This window comes from Castellaniella sp., assembly GCF_034675905.1.
In the GTDB taxonomy this organism is placed as follows: Bacteria; Pseudomonadota; Gammaproteobacteria; order Burkholderiales; family Burkholderiaceae_B; genus Castellaniella.
Window position 1 is genome coordinate 400,930 of sequence record NZ_JAUCCV010000002.1, and the last position, 21,308, is coordinate 422,237.

The 21,308-nt window shown below is 63.4% G+C and carries 20 protein-coding genes; 12 read left to right on the top strand and 8 right to left on the bottom strand.

The annotated features are described in order from the left end of the window. The first annotated feature begins 2 nt into the window (after window positions 1-2). Window positions 3-710 carry an SAM-dependent methyltransferase gene (locus VDP79_RS03065; protein WP_323016760.1) on the top strand — a complete coding sequence of 236 codons (708 nt, stop codon included), beginning with the start codon at window positions 3-5 and terminating at the stop codon, window positions 708-710. Here VDP79_RS03065 and VDP79_RS03070 read toward each other — a convergent pair whose 3' ends face one another. Both VDP79_RS03070 and VDP79_RS03075 read right to left on the bottom strand, forming a co-directional pair. Then, window positions 711-1,415 (bottom strand): HAD family hydrolase, encoded by a 705-nt coding sequence (locus VDP79_RS03070; RefSeq protein WP_416233041.1) that lies wholly within the window; start codon window positions 1,413-1,415, stop codon window positions 711-713. Window positions 1,416-1,453: 38 nt separating this feature from the next. After that, a complete protein-coding gene (locus tag VDP79_RS03075; protein WP_323016762.1) occupies window positions 1,454-2,410 on the bottom strand; it encodes an RluA family pseudouridine synthase in 957 nt (318 codons plus the stop codon). Window positions 2,411-2,885: 475 nt separating this feature from the next. Between VDP79_RS03075 and VDP79_RS03080 the strand changes: the two genes are divergently transcribed. Next, window positions 2,886-5,816 carry an Rne/Rng family ribonuclease gene (locus tag VDP79_RS03080; RefSeq protein WP_323016763.1) on the top strand — a complete coding sequence of 977 codons (2,931 nt, stop codon included), beginning with the start codon at window positions 2,886-2,888 and terminating at the stop codon, window positions 5,814-5,816. 87 nt (window positions 5,817-5,903) lie between these two features. On the opposite strand, the gene mdtI is transcribed toward VDP79_RS03080, so the two are convergent. After that, window positions 5,904-6,236 (bottom strand): multidrug/spermidine efflux SMR transporter subunit MdtI, encoded by a 333-nt coding sequence (mdtI, locus tag VDP79_RS03085; RefSeq protein WP_323016764.1) that lies wholly within the window; start codon window positions 6,234-6,236, stop codon window positions 5,904-5,906. A 3-nt stretch (window positions 6,237-6,239) separates the two neighbouring features. Beyond that, complete coding sequence (locus VDP79_RS03090) at window positions 6,240-6,611, bottom strand: multidrug efflux SMR transporter (protein WP_323016765.1); 372 nt, start codon at window positions 6,609-6,611, stop codon at window positions 6,240-6,242. A 103-nt stretch (window positions 6,612-6,714) separates the two neighbouring features. Here VDP79_RS03090 and VDP79_RS03095 point away from each other — a divergent pair, with 103 nt between their 5' ends. After that, a complete protein-coding gene (locus tag VDP79_RS03095) occupies window positions 6,715-7,590 on the top strand; it encodes a LysR family transcriptional regulator (protein ID WP_323016766.1) in 876 nt (291 codons plus the stop codon). Between the two features lie 76 nt (window positions 7,591-7,666). On the opposite strand, the gene accD is transcribed toward VDP79_RS03095, so the two are convergent. The 4 genes from accD to VDP79_RS03115 form a co-directional block, all read right to left on the bottom strand. Next, the gene (accD, locus tag VDP79_RS03100) at window positions 7,667-8,548 is read right to left on the bottom strand and encodes an acetyl-CoA carboxylase, carboxyltransferase subunit beta (protein WP_323016767.1); all 882 of its coding nucleotides are present in this window, start codon (window positions 8,546-8,548) and stop codon (window positions 7,667-7,669) included. A 2-nt stretch (window positions 8,549-8,550) separates the two neighbouring features. Then, on the bottom strand, window positions 8,551-9,378 hold the full coding sequence (gene trpA, locus VDP79_RS03105; RefSeq protein WP_323016768.1) for a tryptophan synthase subunit alpha: 828 nt from the start codon (window positions 9,376-9,378) through the stop codon (window positions 8,551-8,553). Between the two features lie 10 nt (window positions 9,379-9,388). Continuing rightward, the gene (trpB, locus tag VDP79_RS03110) at window positions 9,389-10,588 is read right to left on the bottom strand and encodes a tryptophan synthase subunit beta (protein WP_323017003.1); all 1,200 of its coding nucleotides are present in this window, start codon (window positions 10,586-10,588) and stop codon (window positions 9,389-9,391) included. A 126-nt stretch (window positions 10,589-10,714) separates the two neighbouring features. Continuing rightward, entirely contained in the window at window positions 10,715-12,913 is a 2,199-nt protein-coding gene (locus VDP79_RS03115) for a bifunctional (p)ppGpp synthetase/guanosine-3',5'-bis(diphosphate) 3'-pyrophosphohydrolase (RefSeq protein ID WP_323016769.1), read from the bottom strand. 219 nt (window positions 12,914-13,132) lie between these two features. Here VDP79_RS03115 and fdxA point away from each other — a divergent pair, with 219 nt between their 5' ends. The 9 genes from fdxA (at window position 13,133) to VDP79_RS03160 (ending at window position 21,211) form a co-directional block, all read left to right on the top strand. Then, complete coding sequence (gene fdxA, locus VDP79_RS03120) at window positions 13,133-13,459, top strand: ferredoxin FdxA (protein WP_323016770.1); 327 nt, start codon at window positions 13,133-13,135, stop codon at window positions 13,457-13,459. Between the two features lie 186 nt (window positions 13,460-13,645). Next, entirely contained in the window at window positions 13,646-14,863 is a 1,218-nt protein-coding gene (locus tag VDP79_RS03125) for a polyhydroxyalkanoate depolymerase (RefSeq protein ID WP_323016771.1), read from the top strand. A 79-nt stretch (window positions 14,864-14,942) separates the two neighbouring features. Further along, entirely contained in the window at window positions 14,943-15,554 is a 612-nt protein-coding gene (locus VDP79_RS03130; protein WP_323016772.1) for an RnfABCDGE type electron transport complex subunit B, read from the top strand. After that, window positions 15,551-16,189 carry an endonuclease III gene (gene nth / locus VDP79_RS03135; protein WP_323016773.1) on the top strand — a complete coding sequence of 213 codons (639 nt, stop codon included), beginning with the start codon at window positions 15,551-15,553 and terminating at the stop codon, window positions 16,187-16,189. Before VDP79_RS03130 ends, nth begins: the two co-directional genes overlap by 4 nt. Before the next feature lie 164 nt (window positions 16,190-16,353). Beyond that, window positions 16,354-17,136 carry an ABC transporter ATP-binding protein gene (locus VDP79_RS03140; RefSeq protein ID WP_323016774.1) on the top strand — a complete coding sequence of 261 codons (783 nt, stop codon included), beginning with the start codon at window positions 16,354-16,356 and terminating at the stop codon, window positions 17,134-17,136. A gap of 145 nt (window positions 17,137-17,281) precedes the next feature. Then, window positions 17,282-17,995 carry an ABC transporter ATP-binding protein gene (locus VDP79_RS03145; RefSeq protein ID WP_323016775.1) on the top strand — a complete coding sequence of 238 codons (714 nt, stop codon included), beginning with the start codon at window positions 17,282-17,284 and terminating at the stop codon, window positions 17,993-17,995. Window positions 17,996-18,049: 54 nt separating this feature from the next. Next, entirely contained in the window at window positions 18,050-19,261 is a 1,212-nt protein-coding gene (locus VDP79_RS03150; RefSeq protein ID WP_323016776.1) for an ABC transporter substrate-binding protein, read from the top strand. Window positions 19,262-19,349: 88 nt separating this feature from the next. Beyond that, a complete protein-coding gene (locus VDP79_RS03155) occupies window positions 19,350-20,237 on the top strand; it encodes a branched-chain amino acid ABC transporter permease (RefSeq protein ID WP_323016777.1) in 888 nt (295 codons plus the stop codon). After that, complete coding sequence (locus tag VDP79_RS03160) at window positions 20,234-21,211, top strand: branched-chain amino acid ABC transporter permease (RefSeq protein WP_323016778.1); 978 nt, start codon at window positions 20,234-20,236, stop codon at window positions 21,209-21,211. Before VDP79_RS03155 ends, VDP79_RS03160 begins: the two co-directional genes overlap by 4 nt. Window positions 21,212-21,308 lie beyond the last annotated feature (97 nt).

A 21,308-nucleotide genomic window follows, 5' to 3' on the forward strand; every position in this document is an offset into this window, starting at 1 on the left:
CCATGACCATTCTGCACCTTATCCCCGTCGGCCTGGGCGAATCCGCCCCCGATGGCTGGCTGCCCCGAGCCGCCCAGGAAATCACATCGCAACTGCGCTATTTCATCGCTGAAAACGCAAAATCGGCACGCGCATTCCTGAAGCTGATCGGGACGCAGCTTCCGCTGCAGGACATCACCATCCACACCCTGAAGGCCGACAGCACGCCGCAGGACATCGACAGCTGGCTGAACGCAGTGCCCGCTGATCAGGATCTGGGGCTGGTGTCCGAAGCCGGTTGCCCGGCGGTGGCGGACCCAGGGGCTCTGGTGGTCGCGCAGGCGCATGCACGCGGCCTGCGCGTACAGCCGTGGACAGGGCCGTCTTCGATCATGCTGGGCCTGATGGGCAGCGGCCTGCAGGGCCAGCGTTTTGCCTTCCACGGATATGCGCCGGTGAAGGCGCACGAACGCGACGCACACCTGCGCGCTTGGGAATCTGCATCGCACAAGCAGCAGCAGACGCAGATTCTGATCGAGACGCCTTACCGCAACGGGGCGATGTTCGATGCCTTGCTGCACACGCTGCGCGACACCACGCGGCTGTGCATCGCCAGCGCGCTGACGTGCACGGACGAATCGGTCCAGACACGCACGGTAGCCCAATGGCGCAAGGCGGGGGCGCCGGACTTCGACAAGAAGCCGACGCTGTTCCTGTTTCTGGCCAGCTGATCAGACGACCCGGGCGCGGATCCAGGACTGCATATCGGCGACGGTATTGACCAGCGCCGTAGGCTGCGCGGATTCCAGCAAAGAGGCGCGATGCGCGCCGTAGGACACGGCTAGGCTGTCGATATCGGCGGCCTTGGCCATCAACACGTCGTGCGTGGTGTCACCCACCATCAACACCGCATCTGCAGCCAGATCCAGCTCAAGCAGCAATTGTTCCAGCATGTCGGGATCCGGCTTGCCGCGGGCTTCATCCACTGTGCGGGTCGCCTGGAACAGACCCTGCAGGCCCAGGCGATCAATCGAGGTATCCAGACCCCGGCGGCTTTTGCCGGTGGCGACGGCCAGCACGACGCCCCGCGCATGCAGGTCGCGCAACAGCTGCGCCTGCCCTTCGAACAGATGCATATCGGCCAGCAGATGCATGAAATGAGCCTTGTAGCGTTCTGCAAACGCGTCGGCCTGGTCGGCCCGCAACTCGGGCACCAGCTGATGCAAGGCTGCTTGCAGGGACAGACCGATCACCCACCCTGCTTGTTCGCGGGTGGGCTCACGCAAGCCCAAGTCGCGGCAGGCGCCCAGCAGCGCGCCAACGATGTGATGAGTGGAATCCAGCAGGGTGCCGTCCCAGTCGAAGACCACCGCCCGGTATGGGGCGCGGCCGGCTTCTGGTGCAAAAGGCGAGGCTGCGGAAGCCGGGACCGGCATTTCCAGGGGCGAGTTCTGTGTCATATCGTCCATTGAAGTCATGTCTGGCTGTCCAGGCGGTCCAGCAGCGCCTGACAAGCAGGCGGCAAGGGCGCTTCCAGCGTCAGCAGTTCGCCTGTGATCGGATGGGGAATCTCCAGCCGGCAAGCGTGCAGGAACATGCGCCGAAAGCCTTGGGCGAACAAGGCGGCGCGAACGTCGTCCGGGCCGTATTTTTCATCCCCGGCAATGGGATGCCCCTGGGATGCCAGATGCACCCGGATCTGATGCGTCCGGCCGGTCCGCAACTCGGCATCCAGCAGGGAATAGGCGCCGCCATAGCGGCGTTTCAGCGTGATGATGGTGTGGGCAGGCTTGCCCAGCGCATCGACCCGCACGCGGCGTTCGCCGCCCGGGGTCAGGTATTTCAATAACGGCAGCCGGATGTGCTGGCGGTCATTGACCCAATCCCCCACCACCAGCGCCAGGTAATGCTTGCGGCCCAGACTGTTGCGCATCATGTCATGCAGGGCCAGCAGGGCCTTGCGGCTGCGGGCGATCATCAGTGCGCCGGACGTTTCCCGATCCAGCCGGTGAGCCAATTCCAGCAGCCGCTCGTCCGGGCGCGCCGAGCGCAATTGTTCGATCACGCCGAAGGACACACCGCTGCCGCCATGCACGGCGACGCCCGCCGGCTTATCGATGACCAGCAGATGGTCGTCCTCGTATAAGAGGGGGAAAGTTGCCGCCGGCGCAACCGGCCGAGCGGCGGGGTCGGGCAGCCGCAAGGGCGGAATACGCACCACGTCGCCGATCTGCAGCCGGGTATCCGCACGGCAGCGCCCTTTGTTGATGCGCACCTGTCCGTCGCGGATCGCTTTATACAGGTGGCTCTTCGGCACGCCCTTGGCCTGGCGCAACAGAAAGTTATCCAGCCGCTGCCCTGCCGATTCGCTGTCTACGACCACCTGACGCACGGCCGGTTGACGGTCGGGTGAAACATCTATTTTGCGCATAGGGAAAAGCGGCATATAATCACAACAGCCTATAGAGGCCGAAAACCGCCAGACGTAGAGACGCAAAGGATGCGCTCCGCCCGGCTGCAGGGACACCATTGTACTGCCTGGGTTTCGGTTTCTGGGTCCTTGGTCGCCGGTTCTGTCCAGGTTGTACTGTCTGCTGTTTCATACCAAACAGGAAAATCGACAAACCGCGTGCGACGCTGCAGGTTTCTGCTCGCTCTTCCGCACCGATCGCCGCCCAGCGTGCGTTCGCCGTTCCCAGCAACTCTTTGTCAACCACAACCGTGCCCTTGACCTCCCTGCTGCCAGAACCTCGCGCCTACCAGCGCGCCGTGCCACTCTTACCGGAGACTGGCGCGGTCTAATCACGCCCGCAGCCACCTCCCCCCGCAGACTGCCGCATTGCATACCGAGTGACCCGTGGTCGTGCGCCGAATCCGGCGCACCCTGACAACGGAGAAACCCACTCATGAAACGCATGCTGTTCAATGCGACGCACCAAGAAGAACTACGCGTCGCCATTGTCGATGGACAGAAACTCATCGACCTGGACATTGAAACCGCCGGGCGCGAACAGCGCAAAGGCAATATCTATAAAGGGGTCATCACCCGTATCGAACCGGGCCTCGAAGCCTGCTTCGTCAGCTACGGCGAAGAACGTCACGGCTTCCTGCCCTTCAAGGAAGTCGCACGCACCTACTTCAAGGAAGGCGTGGACGTGCGCACCGCGCGCATCCAGGATGCACTGGCCGAAGGCCAGGAACTCATCATCCAGGTCGAAAAGGAAGAACGCGGCAATAAAGGCGCGGCCCTGACAACCTTCATTTCCCTGGCAGGCCGCTATCTGGTCCTGATGCCCAACAACCCGCGGGGCGGCGGCGTCTCGCGCCGGGTCGAAGGCGAAGACCGCCAGGAACTGCGCGACACCATGGACCAGCTGGATATCCCGGCCGGCATGAGCATGATCGCGCGCACGGCCGGCATCGGTCGCAGCGTCGAAGAACTGCAATGGGACCTGAATTACCTGATGCAGCTCTGGACCGCCATCGACGGCGCGGCTCGTGAAAACAAGGCTCCGATCCTGATCTATCTGGAGTCCAGCCTGGTCATCCGCGCCATCCGCGACTATTTCTCGCCGGAAATCGGCGAGATCCTGATCGACACGGACGATATCCACGACCAGGCCTTGGCCTTCATGAGCGTGGTCATGCCCGACAACGTCAATCGCGTGAAACGTTACCGCGACGACGTGCCGCTGTTTTCCCGCTTCCAGATCGAGCACCAGATCGAAACGGCTTACTCCCGCACGGTCACGCTGCCGTCGGGCGGCGCCATCGTCATCGATCACACCGAAGCCCTGGTGGCGGTGGACGTCAACTCGGCCCGCTCCACCCGAGGCGCCGACATCGAGGAAACCGCGCTGCGCACCAACGTGGAAGCCGCCGACGAAGTCGCCCGCCAGCTACGCCTGCGCGACCTGGGCGGCCTGATCGTGATCGACTTCATCGACATGGAAGAAGGCAAGAACCAGCGCGCTGTCGAACAACGCCTGCGCGACGCCCTGCACTTCGACCGCGCCCGCGTCCAGATGGGCAAGATCTCGCGCTTCGGCCTGATGGAACTGTCCCGCCAGCGCCTGCGTCCGGCCCTGAACGAGGGTTCTCACGTCACCTGCCCGCGCTGCACCGGCACCGGCGTGATCCGCGACGCCGAATCCAGCGCCCTGCATGTGCTGCGCCTGCTGCAAGAAGAAGCCATGAAAGAAGGCACGGCTGCTCTGCACGCCCAGGTGCCGGTCGACGTGGCCACGTTCCTGCTGAACGAGAAACGCCGCGACATCGGCCAGATCGAATCCCGCCTGAAGGTCAATCTGGTCCTGATCCCGAACAAATCGCTGGAAACGCCGCATCACCACATCGAGCGGCTGCGACACGACGATCCGCGTCTGGACGACAATAAAACCAGCTTCGAACTGGCCCAGGAACCGGAAGACAAGGTCGTCTGGCAACCCAACAAGGCCCAGGAAACCAAAGCCCGTCCGGAAGCCCTGGTCAAGAGCATCCAACCGGCTCAGCCGGCGCCGCATCACGTCGAGCGTCCCGCCAAGACCGCTGCGCCTGCACCCGCCGCCGCCGCATCGGGCGGGGGGCTGTTCAAGCGCATCCTGTCCTGGCTCACTGGCACGAGCGCCACGCCGGCTGCCGCGACGGAATCCACAGCCGCCAGCCCGGCACGCCGCGAAGACGAGAGCCGCCGCCGTGGCGGCGCATCCAACCGCCATGGCCGCCGCTCCGAATCGCGCGGCAATGGCCGCAATGATCGCCATGGCCGCGCAGACAAGGCCGAATCCTCGGATCGCACCGAACGCGGCGAAAAGTCCGCTGACAACCGGACGTCTCAACGACGTGAACGCAACGCCGACGACCGTGCCGCCCAGGCTGCCAAGCCGGTGGCGCCAGCCGCCGATGCGCCCCAGGACGCCGCCGAGCCGCGCCGTGGCCGCAGCCGCCGTGGTCGTGGCCGCAGCCGCACCGAAGACGCACAGGATCAAACCGCGCTGGATACGGTGGAACTGACCGCTGCCGCCGCCACGCTTGTGTCGGCTCAAGAACCTGCAAACATCCCCGCCGCGGCGCCTGCCGATCACGACTTCCCCGTCCACTCGGCGTCTGCCGATGCGGAAGCGGATGCCGTGGCCGGCCCGGCCGTCGATATCGATGGCGATGCCGGTCTGGATAGCCCGGATCCGGAACGCAAGCGCCGTCGTCGTCGCGGCCGTCGCGGTCGCCGCACCGGCGAGGGCTCGGAAACCGCAGTCAGCGCCGATACGCTGGATGCCGCCGAATCCGACACCAGCGATATCGAAACGCACGAAACGCCCCGCTTCGATCCCGAAGCCCTGGACGCAGAACAGTCCGGACAACAGGACTCCCCTGCCGTTCCGGCGCCCCTCGTCGCTGAAGCGCAGCCCGAAACCGACGCCACCTTGACGCAGCCTGCCGTCTCCCGCAGCACGGCGCCCGTCGTCATTCCCGTGCCGGCGCCGGTGGTGGATGCCGAGGTGGTGGAAACCGAGGACGCCCCTGCGTTGGAGGCGGCTCCCGAACCCGTCGCCGCAGTACCGGTGATTCCGGCAGAAATCGCAGCAACGCCGGCGCTTGCCGCCGAGCCGCTGCCGACTCCCCAGGTTCCTGCTGACGATCAAACGCCCAGCAGCCACCCCATCGTCCTGCCGTCGATCGATGACTCTCTGCGCGCCGCCGGCATGCAGTTGATCGAAACACAGGCCGCTACGGCATCAGCGGCCCCTCTGGCGCCACCCAAGCCCCTGGGCCGCGCACGCAAGTCCGCAGCCAAACTGCAGGATGAACCCCTGCAACAGGTGGAAACCTCGCACTGATGCCAGTGTGATCGGCCGCCCCTGACGGGGCGGGCCGAATACAAAAAACCCGACGTCTGAACAGACGCCGGGTTTTTTGTTGTCTTGTCAGTGCGAGAGTTTCAACAGCACCACGCCGGACACGATGCTGGCGATGCCCAGCCAACCCAGGCGGCCAAGCCGCTGCCTGAACAGCACCAGGCCGGAAATGGCGGTCAATACGATACCCATGCCGCCCCACAAGGCATAGGCAATGGACAGATCTATGCCTTTGACCGCTTGCGACAAGGCGGTGAACGAGACCAGGATGCTGGCGATGCCCAGCATGCCCAGGGCACGCCGACGAAAGCCGTCTGAATATTTGATGAAGACATTGGCTGCGACCTCCAGCACGATGGCGGCCGCCATAAAGACATAATGAATGAATTCGGCATGTTGCATGGCTTACTCCGGCATGGCGGTTGACCCGTTGCGACGTCTGCAGGGTGCATCGGACGCACCCAGATTGACCAGTACCACGCCTGCCAGCAGAGCGCCCATGCCCAGCAGCTTGAAGAGATCCAGCGTTTCGCCAAAATAGCGCAAACCGATCACCGTGATACAGATCAGGCCGATGCTTTCCCAGGCTGCGTAGGCCAAGGCCAAAGGCAGATATTTGACAGCCGTCGCCAGGAATACGAATGACAGGCCGATCAGGGCATACATGAGCAGCAAGGCGGACAGAGAACCGGACAGCGACACGCGTTTCATGACGGTGACACTGATGACTTCCACTGCTACCGCCGCCAGCAGGAACAACCAGGGACGCAGGAACACGATGAACCTTTTTCATCAGCAATGATGTGATGTGTGCCATTTTCATTCTAATTAATGGATTCAAAAAGTTGATATCAATCTTTTTTATAGATAGAGTGGCGGCATGCAATGGAATCTCGATCAACTGCGTCAATTCGTCGCTACGGCGGAACTGGGCTCCATCAGCGCGGCCGCACGACAGCTGGGCAAGGTGCAGTCGGCTGTCAGCACGGCCATCGCTTTGCTCGAAGCGGACCTGGGCGTCGTTCTGTTCGACCGCAGCGGGCACCGCGCAGTCCTGTCCGATGCCGGACAGCTGCTGTTGCGGGAAGCGCGGGAATTGCTGCGTCAGGCGCACGAACTGGATCAGCGGGCGCGATCCCTGGCCGACGGCAGCGAGCCCCGGCTGGCTCTGGCATTCGACGAGGCCCTGCCCTATACCGCGCTCAACGCGCTATTAGGCGAGATCTCTGAACGCTTCCCCGAGCTGGAACTGACCCTGCTCAACGGCACTGCCACGGAAGTCGCCGAATACGTCGAACAAGGCCGCGCCGATATCGCCTTTCATTTCGAGCGCGGTTCGCTGCACGACGGCTTTGATCAACGCCACCTTGGCGCGCTGCCCCAGGGAGTCTTTGTGGCCAGCGGCCACCCGCTGCTGCGCCCGGACGCCGTCCAGCGCCGCGACCTGGCGCGCTACCGGCAATTGCTGATGTGCGCCGAAGACATCGACGCCATCGCCTACAGTCCGAAAATTTGGCGCTCTGACAGCTTTTATACGATTGCAGGCATGGTGGCGGCCAATCTGGGCTGGGCCGTCTTGCCGGTGCACATTGCTGCCTACGACGACTACCCCCGTCCGCTACGGCAGGTCTCCTGCCCGGCGCTGGCCCTGCCGCCGCTGCCCGTACGCATGTTCTGGCCGCTGGGGCGCCCGTTGGGGGCCACGGCGCAATGGATTCATATCCGCTTTGCGGAACTGATGCGGGAACTGCCCTGAAGGGCGATGGGCGCAGGCCTTTGCCGCAGGCGTCGCTACATAGGGCGGCTACGCAAGCAGCCGCCCCGGCAAGGGATCAAGCCGCCTTGCACACGACTTCGATGGGCTGGCGGGTGAACAGCGCCAACAGGTGGGCGAGTTCTTCCTGCATCTCGCGGCGGTCCACGACGCAATCAATGGCGCCCTTGCTGACCAGGAACTCGGCCCGCTGGAAGCCTTCCGGCAGTTTTTCACGAACGGTCTGCTCGATCACGCGCGGCCCCGCAAAACCGATCAGGGCATTGGGTTCGGCCATGACAACGTCGCCCATGAAGGCAAACGACGCAGACACGCCACCCATGGTGGGATCAGTCAGAATACTGATGAACGGCAGACCGGCTTCGGACAGCTGGTGCAGCATGGCGGTCGTTTTAGCCATCTGCAGCAGGGAAAACAGGGACTCCTGCATGCGGGCGCCCCCCGAGGACGACACGCAGACAAAAGGCATGCGGCGATCGATGGCTTCCTGGACGCCGCGCGTGAAGCGTTCGCCCACGACCGAACCCATCGATCCCCCCATGAAGGCGAATTCAAAGCAGGCCAGTACCGCCGGCACCGACAGAATCGTGCCGCTCATGACGACCATGGCTTCGGATTCCCCGGTCTGCTTGACTGCTTCCGACACCCGTTCCGGGTAGCGGCGAGAATCCTTGAATTTCAGGGGGTCCATGGGACGCGTCTGGCTGCCGATCTCGGTCCGGCCTTCGGGGTCCAGCAGGGCATCGATGCGCGCCCGTGCCCCGATGCGCATATGGTGACTGCATTTAGGGCAGACATTCAGCGTCGCCAGCAGGTCTTCTTTGTACAGCACGGACTCGCAGGACGGGCATTTCACCCATAGCCCCTCGGGGACCCGTTTGGAGGCCGAGTCGCTCTGACGATTGATGCGCGGAGGCAGGATTTTTTCGAACCAGCTCATGGTCAACCTTTTTGGATGTGATCGAGGGCCTGCCGGACGTCGGCCAGCCACGCGGCAGCAGCGCCGATCGCTGCCTGAGGGCCGTCGCTGCGCGAGGTTTCCTCGATGATTTGAATCAGTTTGCTGCCGATGACGACCGCATCGGCATGCGGCGCCAGCCGGGCGGCGCTGGCGGCGTCCCGGATACCGAAGCCGACGCCCACAGGAATGCTGATGTGGCGGCGAATGGTCGCCAAATGCCGCGCCACGTCGTCGGTATCCAGAGTGCCCGCGCCGGTGACGCCCTTCAGGGAGACATAGTACACATAACCGCGGGCCAGGCGGGCGACCTCGGCCATCCGGGGTTCAGTCGATGTCGGCGCCAGCAGATAGATCGGATCGATGCCGGCCGTCGACAGACTGGCGGCGAAATCCGCAGATTCTTCCGGGGTGTAATCCACCACCAGCACCCCGTCGACGCCCGCCTGGGCGGCCCGTTGCACGAATGCCGCCCGCCCCATGCATTCGATGGGGTTGGCGTACCCCATCAGCACCACGGGCGTCCGGTCATCCTGGCGGCGGAAGTCGGCCACCAGGTCCAGCACCACGGCCAGGCTGACGTCGGCGGCAATCGCGCGTTCGCCCGCCTGCTGAATGACCGGGCCATCCGCCATGGGATCGGAAAACGGCACGCCCAGCTCGATGACATTGGCGCCCGCCGCCACCAGCGCCTGCATCAGGGCCGGTGTGGAGGCGACCAGCGGATCGCCGGCCGTGATATAGGGGATCAGTGCCGTGCGCCCTGACAAGGCGCCGAACGTGGCAGCCAGACGATGATTGGATGCAGTCAAGGAAATACTCCTAAAGCACGATGCCGCTGGTTTCGGCCACGGTGTGCATGTCCTTGTCGCCGCGCCCCGACAGATTGACCAGAATGATCTGATCGTTGGCCAGGGTGGGGGCGAGTTTCGCCGCGTAGGCGATGGCATGGGCGGATTCCAGCGCCGGCATGATGCCTTCGATGCGGCAGCAATTGTGAAAGGCGGCCAGGGCTTCCTGATCGGTGATGCCCACATATTGGGCCCGTCCCGAATCCTTCAGCCAGGCGTGTTCAGGGCCGACGCCCGGATAGTCCAGACCGGCGGAAATGGAATGGGTTTCAGTGATCTGGCCATTGACGTCCTGCAGCAGATAGGTGCGGTTGCCGTGCAGCACCCCCACCACGCCCCGGCTCAGGGATGCCGCATGATGGCCGCTGTCCAGCCCCTCGCCGGCGGCTTCCACCCCGATCAGGCGCACGGATTCGTGTTCGATATAGGGATGGAAGATGCCGATGGCATTGGACCCCCCGCCCACGGCGGCGACCACGTAATCGGGCTGGCGCCCTGCATCGCGCGGCATCTGTTCCAGGCATTCCCGGCCGATGATGGTCTGGAAATCACGCACCATCTGCGGATAGGGGTGCGGGCCGGCCACGGTGCCGATGATGTAAAAGGTGTCCTCGACGTTGGTGACCCAGTCGCGCATGGCTTCGTTCAGCGCGTCTTTCAGGGTGCGCGAGCCGGATTCCACCGGCACCACCTTCGCCCCCAGCAGCTTCATGCGATAGACATTGGACGCCTGACGACGCACGTCTTCGCTGCCCATGTAGACCACGCATTCCAGGCCGTAGCGGGCAGCCACCGTGGCGGTCGCCACGCCATGCTGACCGGCGCCGGTTTCGGCGATGACGCGCGGCTTGCCCATGCGGCGGGCCAGCAGCGCCTGGCCGATGCAATTGTTGACCTTGTGGGCGCCCGTGTGATTCAGGTCTTCGCGCTTGAACCAGATCTGCGCGCCGCCCAGCTGCTGCGACCAGCGCCGCGCATGGTAGACCGGGCTGGGCCGCCCGACGAAGTGTTCCAGTTCGTCGGCGAATTCGCTGAGGAATTCGGGGTCGTCCCGGTAGTGTTGGTAGGCTTTTTGCAAAGCATCCAGGGCGTGCACCAGGGTTTCGGCCACGAACGAACCGCCAAACTGGCCAAAATGCCCCTGGGCATCCGGCAAATGATAGGGCTTCAAATCCAGACTCGCTTCAAAGGTGCCCGAACCGGGCAAAGCGGACCACAGCGGCCAGCCAAATGAGCATTTTAACAGCGCGGCCAAGGCCGGGCGCTGACGGAGCATCGCACGCCATTTCCTGCACGGCTACTGGCGGCTGGCCTGGACGCCCGGCAACTCATTGACTGCATCCAGCGCCTGGCGAATCTGCGCGCCGTCACGTACTTCGATGGTGAACACCATGTGCGCCAGGGACCGCCGGCTATGGGTCGTGACCCGCACCACCCGCAGCCGCAGGCGGGCAAAGATTTCCGACAGATCCCGCAAAAGATTGGGGCGGTCCTGGGCATGGATGCTGAGATCCACCGGATACAGGGCCTGCCCGGTTTCCCCCCAGGCCACCTGGATGCAGCGTTCTGGGTGCCGCTGCGCCAGCGCACCCCAAGAAGCGCAATCCTGCCGATGGATGGACACCCCCCGACCGCGCGTGACAAAGCCTTCGATCGCGTCCGGCGGCGCCGGCCGGCAGCAGCGGGCCAGTTGTGTCAGCAGGGAATCGACCCCTACCACCAGTACGCCGCTTTTTCCGGTACGCGCCACGCTGCCCGCATCGCTGGCATAGACACGGGCGGCATCCGGTGGTTCGGATTCAACGTCGGGCTCGCGGAAGATCTGATCGATCTGCCGCAGGCTGAATTCTTCTTTGGCCGCCGCCACATACAGATCATCGGCGCGCGCGAACCCCAACTGCTGGGCCAGATGTTCCTGATTGACGGCTGTCTTGCCCAGCCGCTGCAGTTCCTTTTCGACCAGCGTCTGCCCCTGGGCGATGCGCTGCTGCAATTCCACTGCATTGAACCAGGCCCGCACCTTGGAGCGCGCACGGGGGCTGGCCAGATAGTTCAGCTGCGGATTGAGCCAGTCCCGCGAAGGCCCGCCGGATTTGGCGGCGGTGATCTCTACCGTCTGCCCCGTGCGCAAGGGCGTGGACAAGGGCACCATCTGGCCGTCGACCCGGGCGCCCCGGCAACGGTGTCCCAGATCGGTATGCAGCAGATAGGCGAAATCAACGGGGGTGGCGCCTTCCGGCAATTCCAGGACACGGGCCTGAGGCGTCATCACATAAATGTGCCGCTCGCTGCGCGGCGCCTCCGGTGCGGGGGCGGGCCCGCCGTCTTCCTTCCAGGCCAGCAGCTGGCGCATCCAGGAGATCTTCTGGTCATAATCCCCTGTCGCCGATACCTGACCACCCCGGGCGCCGGCTTCTTTGTAGCGCCAGTGGGCTGCCATCCCGAATTCGGCGAACTGGTGCATGTCCTGCGTGCGGATCTGCACTTCGAAAGCCCGCCCCTGATCGTCGGCCACCACCGTATGCAGAGAGCGATAGCCATTGGGCTTGGGCCGGGCGATGTAATCATCGAATTCTTCCGGCACAGGCGTCCACATGGCATGCACCAGCGCCAGGACGGCATAGCAGGTGCGCTCGTCAGCCACGATCACGCGCAGGGCCCGCAGATCGAACAATTGATGGAATTCCAGATGCTTGATGCGCATCTTGTTCCAGATACTGTAGATGTGCTTGGGACGACCACTGATGTCCGCCTGGATGTGCGCATCATCCAGCGCCGTCTGCAGACGGCTGACCACCTCATCGATAAAACCTTCGCGTTCGGCGCGTTTTTCTTCCAGCTGGCGGGCGATGGCCTTGTACACATCCGGCTGCAGAAACCGGAAGGACAGGTCTTCCATTTCCCATTTCAACTGCCAGATACCCAGACGATTGGCCAGCGGGGTATACAAGGCCATGGTTTCCTGCGCGAATTCCGCCGGGCAAGGCGTGCGCGTCGCGGCAAACCAGCGCAGCGACTGCAGCCGCGAGGCCAGTCGCATCAGCACAATACGTAAGTCAGCCGCCATCGCCAGCAGCATTTTGCGCTGCATTTCCTTTTGATCCGAGCCGGATTCCCCCCCGGCACGGCCGGCGACGGCCCCCAGATGCAGCAAGGCGCGGGCGCCCTGTACCAGCGTGGCGACTTCCGGGCCGAATGCCTTGCGCAGGGGGTCCGTGCGCGACAGCCCGCCGGCAGGCACCGGCTGCACGGCCAGCAAGGCGCCTGCCCGCGTGGCGGCATCGGTGCCCAGATCACGCAGGATCAGGACGACCGCTGCGCAATGCGCATCCAGCGGTTCGCCCGTGCTGGCCCGCGCCTGGCGCAAAGGCTCGCTGACCCAATCCACCGCCTGCCGCAGCAAGGCGGCCCCCTCCGCGTCCAGCCCCTGAGTGGCGGCCTGGAACCAGTCCGGATCAAAAGGGTCGGTTGGTACGGTGTGCGAAGAAGCGCTCATGACAAGGGCAGACGAGGAAAACGGCCTGAAAGGGCCACCCCTCTATACTACTTGAGTCCCCCGCCCTGCGGAGGCCGCCGACCGCCAGACAGGCGCCATATCGCCATTCTGTATAGCCCGCCCCTATGCCCATATCAGGCTCTGCGGGTTCTCCCTGATAAATTCGGTAAAATCCCCTGAGGCCTTTGTTAGCCTCTGTTTTGCCTGCCGGAGCTCTTCATGACCCACGTCGTCACCGAAAACTGTATCAAATGCAAATATACCGACTGCGTCGATGTCTGTCCGGTGGACTGTTTCCGCGAGGGGCCCAACTTCCTGGTCATCGACCCTGAAGAATGCATCGACTGTGCCGTCTGTGTGCCCGAATGCCCCGCCAATGCGATCTTCGCCGAAGAAGACGTGCCCCAGGACCAGGTCGATTACATCCCCTTGAATGCCGAACTGTCCCCCACGTTCGGCCCTATCAACCGATCCGTCCAGGCGCTGGATGGCGCAGACGACTGGAACGGCGTGGCCGACAAGCTCAAATACCTGGAACGCCCCTGATCGGCGGCAGAACGAGGGCGCCGTCCGCGTCAGTCTTGTTTGTAAAACCCCACACCCAAGACAGGGAATGGCTTACCTCGGGTAATTCCTGTAGCGCACCGTAACGATTACCGGTACTTTAAGTCTGTATCACCGATATTGCAGCGCACGATCTGCGCTGCAGCCGACCACCGGAACGCACCATCCATGCTGTACGATCTTCACGAGCTGCAACGCTCCATTCTGGCTCCCTTCACTGCCTTTACAGAGACAGGGTCCCAGCTGTTTTCCAATCCCTACAGTCCTTTGGCCTATACGCCGCTGTCCCGGCAGTTCGCCGCCACCTACGAGCTGGCGCATCGCATGGGCAAGGACTACGAAAAACCCGTCTGGAACCTGTCTTCCACCACCATCGACAAGCGGGAAGTCGCTGTCACCGAAGACATCGCCCTGGCGCAGCCTTTTTGCCGCCTGGTGCACTTTCGCCGCGACACGAACCGGCAGGACCCCTGTATCCTGCTGGCGGCGCCGTTGTCGGGCCACCATGCCACCCTGCTGCGCGACACGGTCCGGGCGCTGCTGCCCAACCACGACGTCTACGTCACCGACTGGATCGACGCCCGCATGGTGCCGGCCGCCGACGGCACGTTCGGGCTGGACGATTATGTGCATTACATCCAGACCTTCCTGCGCCACCTGGGGCCGGATACGCATGTGATCTCGGTCTGCCAGCCTACCGTGCCCGTGCTGGCTGCGGTCTCGCTGCTGGCCAGCGCCGACGACCCCTGTCAGCCGCGCAGCATGATCATGATGGGCGGCCCGATCGACACGCGCAAGTCCCCCACCCAAGTCAACCGTCTGGCTACCACCAAACCTTACGCCTGGTTTGAAGACAATCTGATCCATCGCGTCCCCGCCCGCTATCCTGGCGCAGGCCGATTGGTGTATCCCGGCTTCCTGCAGCACGCGGGCTTTGTCGCCATGAACCCCGACCGCCATCTGAAATCCCACTACGATTTCTATCTGCACCTGCTGCGCGGCGACGACAACGACGCCGAGGCCCACCGCCGCTTCTACGACGAATACAACGCCGTGCTGGACATGCCGGCCCGCTTCTACCTGGACACCATCCGCACCGTCTTCCAGGAATTCCGCTTGCCTACAGGCGCCTGGACCATCGACGGCACGCTGGTCGAACCCTCCGCCATCCGCAAGACCGCCCTGATGACCATCGAAGGTGAACTTGACGACATTTCGGGTTCCGGCCAGACCCATGCGGCCCATCACCTGTGCGCCAACCTGTCACCTTCGTTGCGGGAAATCCATACCGCCAAGGACTGCGGCCATTACGGGATTTTCTCCGGACGCCGCTGGCGGTCTCAGATCTGTCCTAAAATCGCTTCTTTTATCCGCGCTCACGCCTGAGTCCGTCCGGCCGCATGACTGGACCCGCATCAGGGCGCCGTTTCGGCGCCCTGGCCACGCAGCGTGACTTTACCTGCCCATGTCCTCCCTGATCGACGCGCTCGACGCCCTGCTGCCCCAGACACAGTGCGGACAGTGCGGCTTTGACGGCTGCCGCCCCTATGCGCAGGCCATGGCCGAAGGCCGGGCCGATACCAACCGCTGCCCGCCCGGCGGGCCGCAGACCATCGCTGCCCTGTCCCTGCAGTTGCATACCCCCGCGCAGCCGCTGGACCCCAATTGCGGCGTCCACCAGCCGTTCCGGGTGGCGCTGATCGACGAAGAGCACTGCATCGGCTGCACGCTATGCATCCAGGCCTGTCCCGTGGATGCCATTCTGGGGTCCAACCAGTCCATGCACACCATCATCGAGGCCGACTGCACCGGCTGCGAACTATGCGTCACCCCTTGCCCGGTAGACTGCATCACCATGGTGCCTGCTGGCCGCGACTGGACGCACGCCGACGCGCAGACCGCGCGCCACCGCTATCTGGCGCGCAATGCGCGGCTGGCGGCCCGCCATGATGAATCAGCCGGACCCGCCGCCCGCACCCTGGCCAACAAACCGGCGCTGACACCCCCTTCCACCGACCACGACAAACAAGACCGCATCGCCCAGGCCCTGGCCCGGGCGCGCGCCAGACGCTCATGAAACGTGCCGCCATCGAGGAATGCTTCCGCCGCTTCAGCGAAGCCAACCCTCACCCCAAGACCGAGCTGGAATACGGCGATACCTTTCAGCTGCTGATCGCCGTGATCCTGTCGGCCCAAGCCACTGATCGCTCCGTCAATCTGGCGACCCGCCGGTTTTTCCCCGAACATGGCACTCCAGAAAGCCTGCTGGCCCTGGGCGAGGCCGGTCTGATGGATGCCATCCGCACCATCGGCCTGTACAAGACCAAAGCCCGCAATGTGATCCGCACCTGCGAGCTGCTGCTGGAACGCCACGACGGCCAGGTGCCCGACCGCCGCGAAGACCTGGAAGCCCTGCCGGGCGTCGGACGAAAAACTGCCAACGTCGTGCTGAACACCGCCTTTCGTCAGATCGCCATGGCGGTGGACACCCACATTTTCCGCGTCGCCAACCGCACGGGAATCGCCCCCGGCAAGACTGTGCTGGCAGTCGAGCAGGCGCTGCTGAAACGGGTACCCGAAAACTATCTGCTGGACGCCCACCACTGGCTGATCCTGCACGGACGCTACGTCTGCGTGGCCCGTAAACCCAAATGCCCCCAGTGTCCGATCAGCGATCTGTGCGACTACCCGGATAAAACCCGGCCCGATTAGCACGCTCCCGGCATTGGAAAATACTGCGCTGCAACATCGCTTCTTGACATAAGCGAGACGCAAAAACACCCTGAAAAACCCTTATGGAGACCCGCGCGGATTCGTCTCATACTTCAAGCATTCCGCCAAACGGCGCTGCACTGCGACAGGACTCATTGGGCACTATGGGCACGGACCAATCCATCATCCTCGAAACCCGAAATCTCAGCAAAGCTTTCCGGGGATTCATCGCCGTCGATAGCGTCAACCTGAAAATACAACGCGGTCACATCCACGCCCTGATCGGCCCCAACGGGGCCGGCAAGACCACCTGTTTCAACCTGCTGACCAAATTTCTCACGCCCACCCAAGGCCAGATCTTCTTCGACGGCCAGGCCATCACCCGCGACAAGCCTGCGGATATCGCCCGCAAAGGCATCATCCGTTCCTTCCAGATCTCTGCCGTCTTTCCGCAATTGTCCGTGCGCGACAACGTGCGCATCGCCCTGCAGCGCAACACCGGCCTGTCCTTCCATTTCTGGCGCGGCGAAAGCAGCCTGAGCCACCTGGATGGACGCGCCCTGGAACTGCTGGATGAAGTCGGCCTGGCCGACTTCGCCGACGAACTGACCGTCAACCTGCCCTACGGCCGCAAACGCGCCCTGGAAATCGCCACGACCCTGGCCATGGAACCCAGCCTGATGCTGCTGGACGAGCCCACCCAGGGCATGGGCCACGAAGACGTCGACCGCGTCACGCAGCTGATCAAGCAGGTCAGCGCCGGCCGCACCATTCTGATGGTCGAACACAATATGAAGGTCGTGTCATCCATCGCCGATCAGATCACGGTCCTGGCCCGGGGCGCCGTCCTCGCCGAAGGCGACTACACCGCCGTCTCGAACAATCCCGCCGTCATGGAAGCCTATATGGGCACCACCCAAGGCGCACTCGAAGGAGCACATGTATGAGCACGCCGGGCCGCCCCAAGTGCGAATTCCCCCTGGGGGGGATGAGACCGGACGCAGGGCAGTCCCTGCGGACTGACTTGCGCCTGACAAATCGGAGCGGCATGCAGGCCGCGACGTGGGAAGTGCACAGCACCCAGGGGGCATCATGAGCTCCCCCGCCCTCGACATCACGGACTTGCACGCGTGGTACGGCGAATCCCATGTGCTGCACGGGGTCAATATGCGGGTCGAGCCCGGCCAGGTCGTCACCCTGCTGGGGCGCAACGGCGCTGGGCGCACCACCACATTACGGGCCTTGCTGGGGCTGACGGGCCGGCGTACCGGCTCCATCCGCATCCAGGGTACCGAGTCCATCCATCTGCCCACCTACCGCATCGCCCACCTGGGCATTGGCTACTGCCCCGAAGAACGCGGCATCTTCGCATCCCTGTCCTGCGAGGAAAATCTGCTGCTGCCGCCGACCGTCGGCAACACGCTGGGCGGAGGCATGTCGCTGGCTGAAATCTACGATATGTTCCCCAACCTGCTCGAACGCCGCCATTCGCCAGGCACGCGCTTGTCAGGCGGCGAGCAGCAGATGCTGGCGGTCGCCCGCATCCTGCGCACCGGCGCCAACCTGCTGCTGCTCGACGAAATCTCCGAAGGCCTGGCCCCGGTCATCGTCCAGGCGCTGGCCCGCATGATCACGACCCTGAAATCCAAGGGCTATACCATCGTCATGGTTGAACAGAACTTCCACTTCGCCGCACCGCTGGCCGATCACTTCTACATCATGGAACACGGCCAGATCGTCGAGGAATTCCCCGCTACCCAGCTGCAGGAAAAGCAAGCCACGCTCGACAACCTATTGGGCGTCTAACGCTGCACCCTCATTACATCTGCCGGCACAACCGGCTTCCACAGGAGACTTCCCATGAAATTGCGTACTCTATCCGCCGCACTCGCCGTGGCCGGCCTGGGCTTTGGCCTTTCCGCCCACGCCGCCGGGATATCCGACGACGTCATCCGTATCGGCTTCATCACTGATATGTCCGGGGTCTACGCCGACATCGACGGTAATGGGGGCGCTGATGCCATCCGCATGGCCATCGCCGACATGGGAGGAGAAATCAACGGCAAGAAAATCGAACTGCTGACCGCTGACCACCAGAACAAGGCCGACATCGCCTCGGCGCGCGCCCGTGACTGGTTCGATACCCAACACCTGGACTTGCTGATCGGCGGCACCAATTCCGCCACCGCACTGGCGATGGCCGGCGTCGCCGCTGAGAAGAAAAAACCCTTCATCGCCATCGGCGCCGGCTCATCCCAGCTGACCAACGAAAAGTGCACGCCTTATACCGTGCACTACGCCTACAACACCACGGCGTTGGCCAACGGCACAGGATCCGCCGTGATTCGCGAAGGCGGCAAGAGCTGGTTCTTCCTGACGGCCGACTACGCCTTTGGCCATTCCCTGGAACAGGACACCGCCAAAGTCGTGAAAAAAGACGGCGGCAAGGTGCTGGGCGAAGTCCGCGCCCCGCTGTCGACCACCGATTTCTCGTCCTTCCTGCTGCAGGCCCAAAGTTCCGGCGCTCAAGTGCTGGGCCTGGCCAATGCCGGCGGAGACTTCATCAACTCCGTCAAGGCCGCCAAGGAATTCGGCATCACCAAGACCATGAAACTGGCGGGCCTGCTGGTGTTCATCAACGATATCCATGCCCTGGGCCTGGATAACACGGCGGGCCTGTATCTGACGACCCCCTGGTACTGGGATCAATCCGATGCCTCCCGCACCTGGGCCAAGCGATTCTTTGACAAGCTGAATCGGGCGCCGTCCTTTGTGCAGGCTGCCGATTATTCGGCCGCGTTGAACTACCTGCAGGCCGTCAAGGCGACCGGCACGGACGATGGCGACACTGTCATGAAGCAGCTGAAATCCGGCAAGATCAACGACATGTTCGCCAAGGACGCCTATATCCGCAAGGACGGCCTGTTCATGCACGACATGTACCTGGCGCAGGTGAAACGTCCGGATCAATCCAAGGCCCCCTGGGATTACTACAACATCATCCGTGAACTGCCGGCTGAATCCGTGTATGGCGCGGAATCCACCTCTACCTGCCCTCTGCTCAAGGGCTAATCTCGACGCGTGACCCGCATGGCCTCGCCCCCGCCGGCGAGGCCATGCGCCCATCAGCGATCCAGTCACCCGCCTTTGCTGCAGCCCTATGACAGAACTTTTCGGTATCCCCATCCAGGCCTTGCTCGGGCAGTTGCTGCTCGGCTTGGTCAACGGCTCTTTCTATGCCGTGTTGTCGCTCGGGCTGGCCATCATCTTCGGCCTGCTCAACATCATCAACTTCACCCACGGCGCGCTCTACATGCTGGGAGCCTTCGTGGCCTGGCTGGGCCTGCAGTACCTGGGGCTGAACTACTGGGTGATGCTGATTCTCTCGCCCATCGTGGTCGGACTGTTCGGCATCCTGCTGGAACGCCTGCTGTTGCGGCGACTGTATAAACTGGATCCCCTGTACGGCCTGCTGCTGACCTTCGGTCTGGCGCTCATCATCGAAGGCCTGTTTCGCAGCATCTACGGCGTCTCGGGCCAACCCTATTCCACTCCGGCGCTACTGCAAGGCGGCGTCAATCTGGGCTTCATGTACCTGCCGATCTACCGCGCCTGGGTCGTGGTGGCATCCATTCTGGCCTGCATGCTGACCTGGTTCCTGATCGAAAAGACCCATCTGGGCGCCTTGCTGCGAGCCGGCACTGAAAATGCCAAGCTCGTCGAGGCCTTCGGCGTCAACGTCCCGCTCATGATTTCCCTGACATTCGGCCTGGGCGTGAGCCTGGCGGCCTTTGCCGGAGTGCTGGCTGCTCCCATCCTGCAGGTCTCGCCGCTGATGGGATCCAATCTGATCATCGTCGTCTTTGCCGTGGTGGTCATCGGCGGAATGGGCTCGATCCTGGGCTCCATCCTGACGGGCCTGGGGCTGGGCATCGTCGAAGGCTTCACAAAAGTCTTCTGGCCGGAAGCCTCCAGCACCGTGGTGTTCATCATCATGGTGATCGTGCTGTTGCTGCGCCCGGCTGGGCTGTTCGGAAAAGAACCATGAAACGACAACTGCTTGCCTACCTGGTCGCCATCGTGGTGATCGCTGCGCTTCCCGATCTGGGCGCCTACCCGATCTTCATCATGAAGGTCATGTGCTATGCCTTGTTCGCCTGCGCCTTCAACCTGTTGCTGGGCTATACGGGCTTGTTGTCCTTCGGCCATGCCGCCTTTCTGGGGCTGGCGGGCTACGCTTGCGGCCAGGCCCTCAGCATCTGGGGCTGGTCGACCTTCAGCGGCCTGCTGTTCGGCACCGCCAGCGCTGCCTTGCTGGGCCTGATCTTCGGACTCCTGTCCATCCGGCGCAGCGGCATCTATTTCGCCATGATCACGCTGGCCCTGGCGCAGATGTTGTTCTTCTATTTTCTGCAGGCCCCCTTTACCGGCGGCGAAGACGGCCTGCAAGGCATCCCGCGCGGCAGCATCCTGGGGCTGGATCTCAGCCAGGACATCAATCTGTACTACGTCGTGATGGCGGTGTTCGTGTTCGGCTACGCGCTGATCTGGCGCACAGTGCATTCGCCCTTCGGCCAGGCGCTGAAGGCCATCCGCGAAAACGAAGCCCGCATGGTGTCCCTGGGCTATCACGTCGACCGCTTCAAGCTGCTGGCTTTCGTGCTGTCAGCCGCCTTGTCAGGGCTGGCAGGCGCCACCAAGTCCGTGATCTTTGTCTCCGCCACCCTGTCCGACGCCACCTGGCAGATGTCGGGCATGGTGATCCTGATGACCCTGATCGGCGGCATGGGCACGCTGACAGGCCCGGTGCTGGGCGCCGTCATCGTCGTAGCGCTGGAAAACAAGGTCGGCGACATCGGGCGCTTTTTGATGCAGGAAACCGGCATGGTCTGGTTCCGCATACTGGGCGAATCCGTCACGATCGTGATCGGCCTGATCTTCGTCATCTGCGTGCTGACCTTCCGCCGAGGCATCGTCGGCGAATGGCTGCACCGGCGACAATTGCTCAAGGCCAAGGGTTGATCACCGAAGAAAGCGCCGGCTGGGGCTATTGCAGACCGGCGCTTTTTCATACTCGGCCAAGCGGATCAAAGGCCGCCGCCCGATCCGTTCAGGCGAC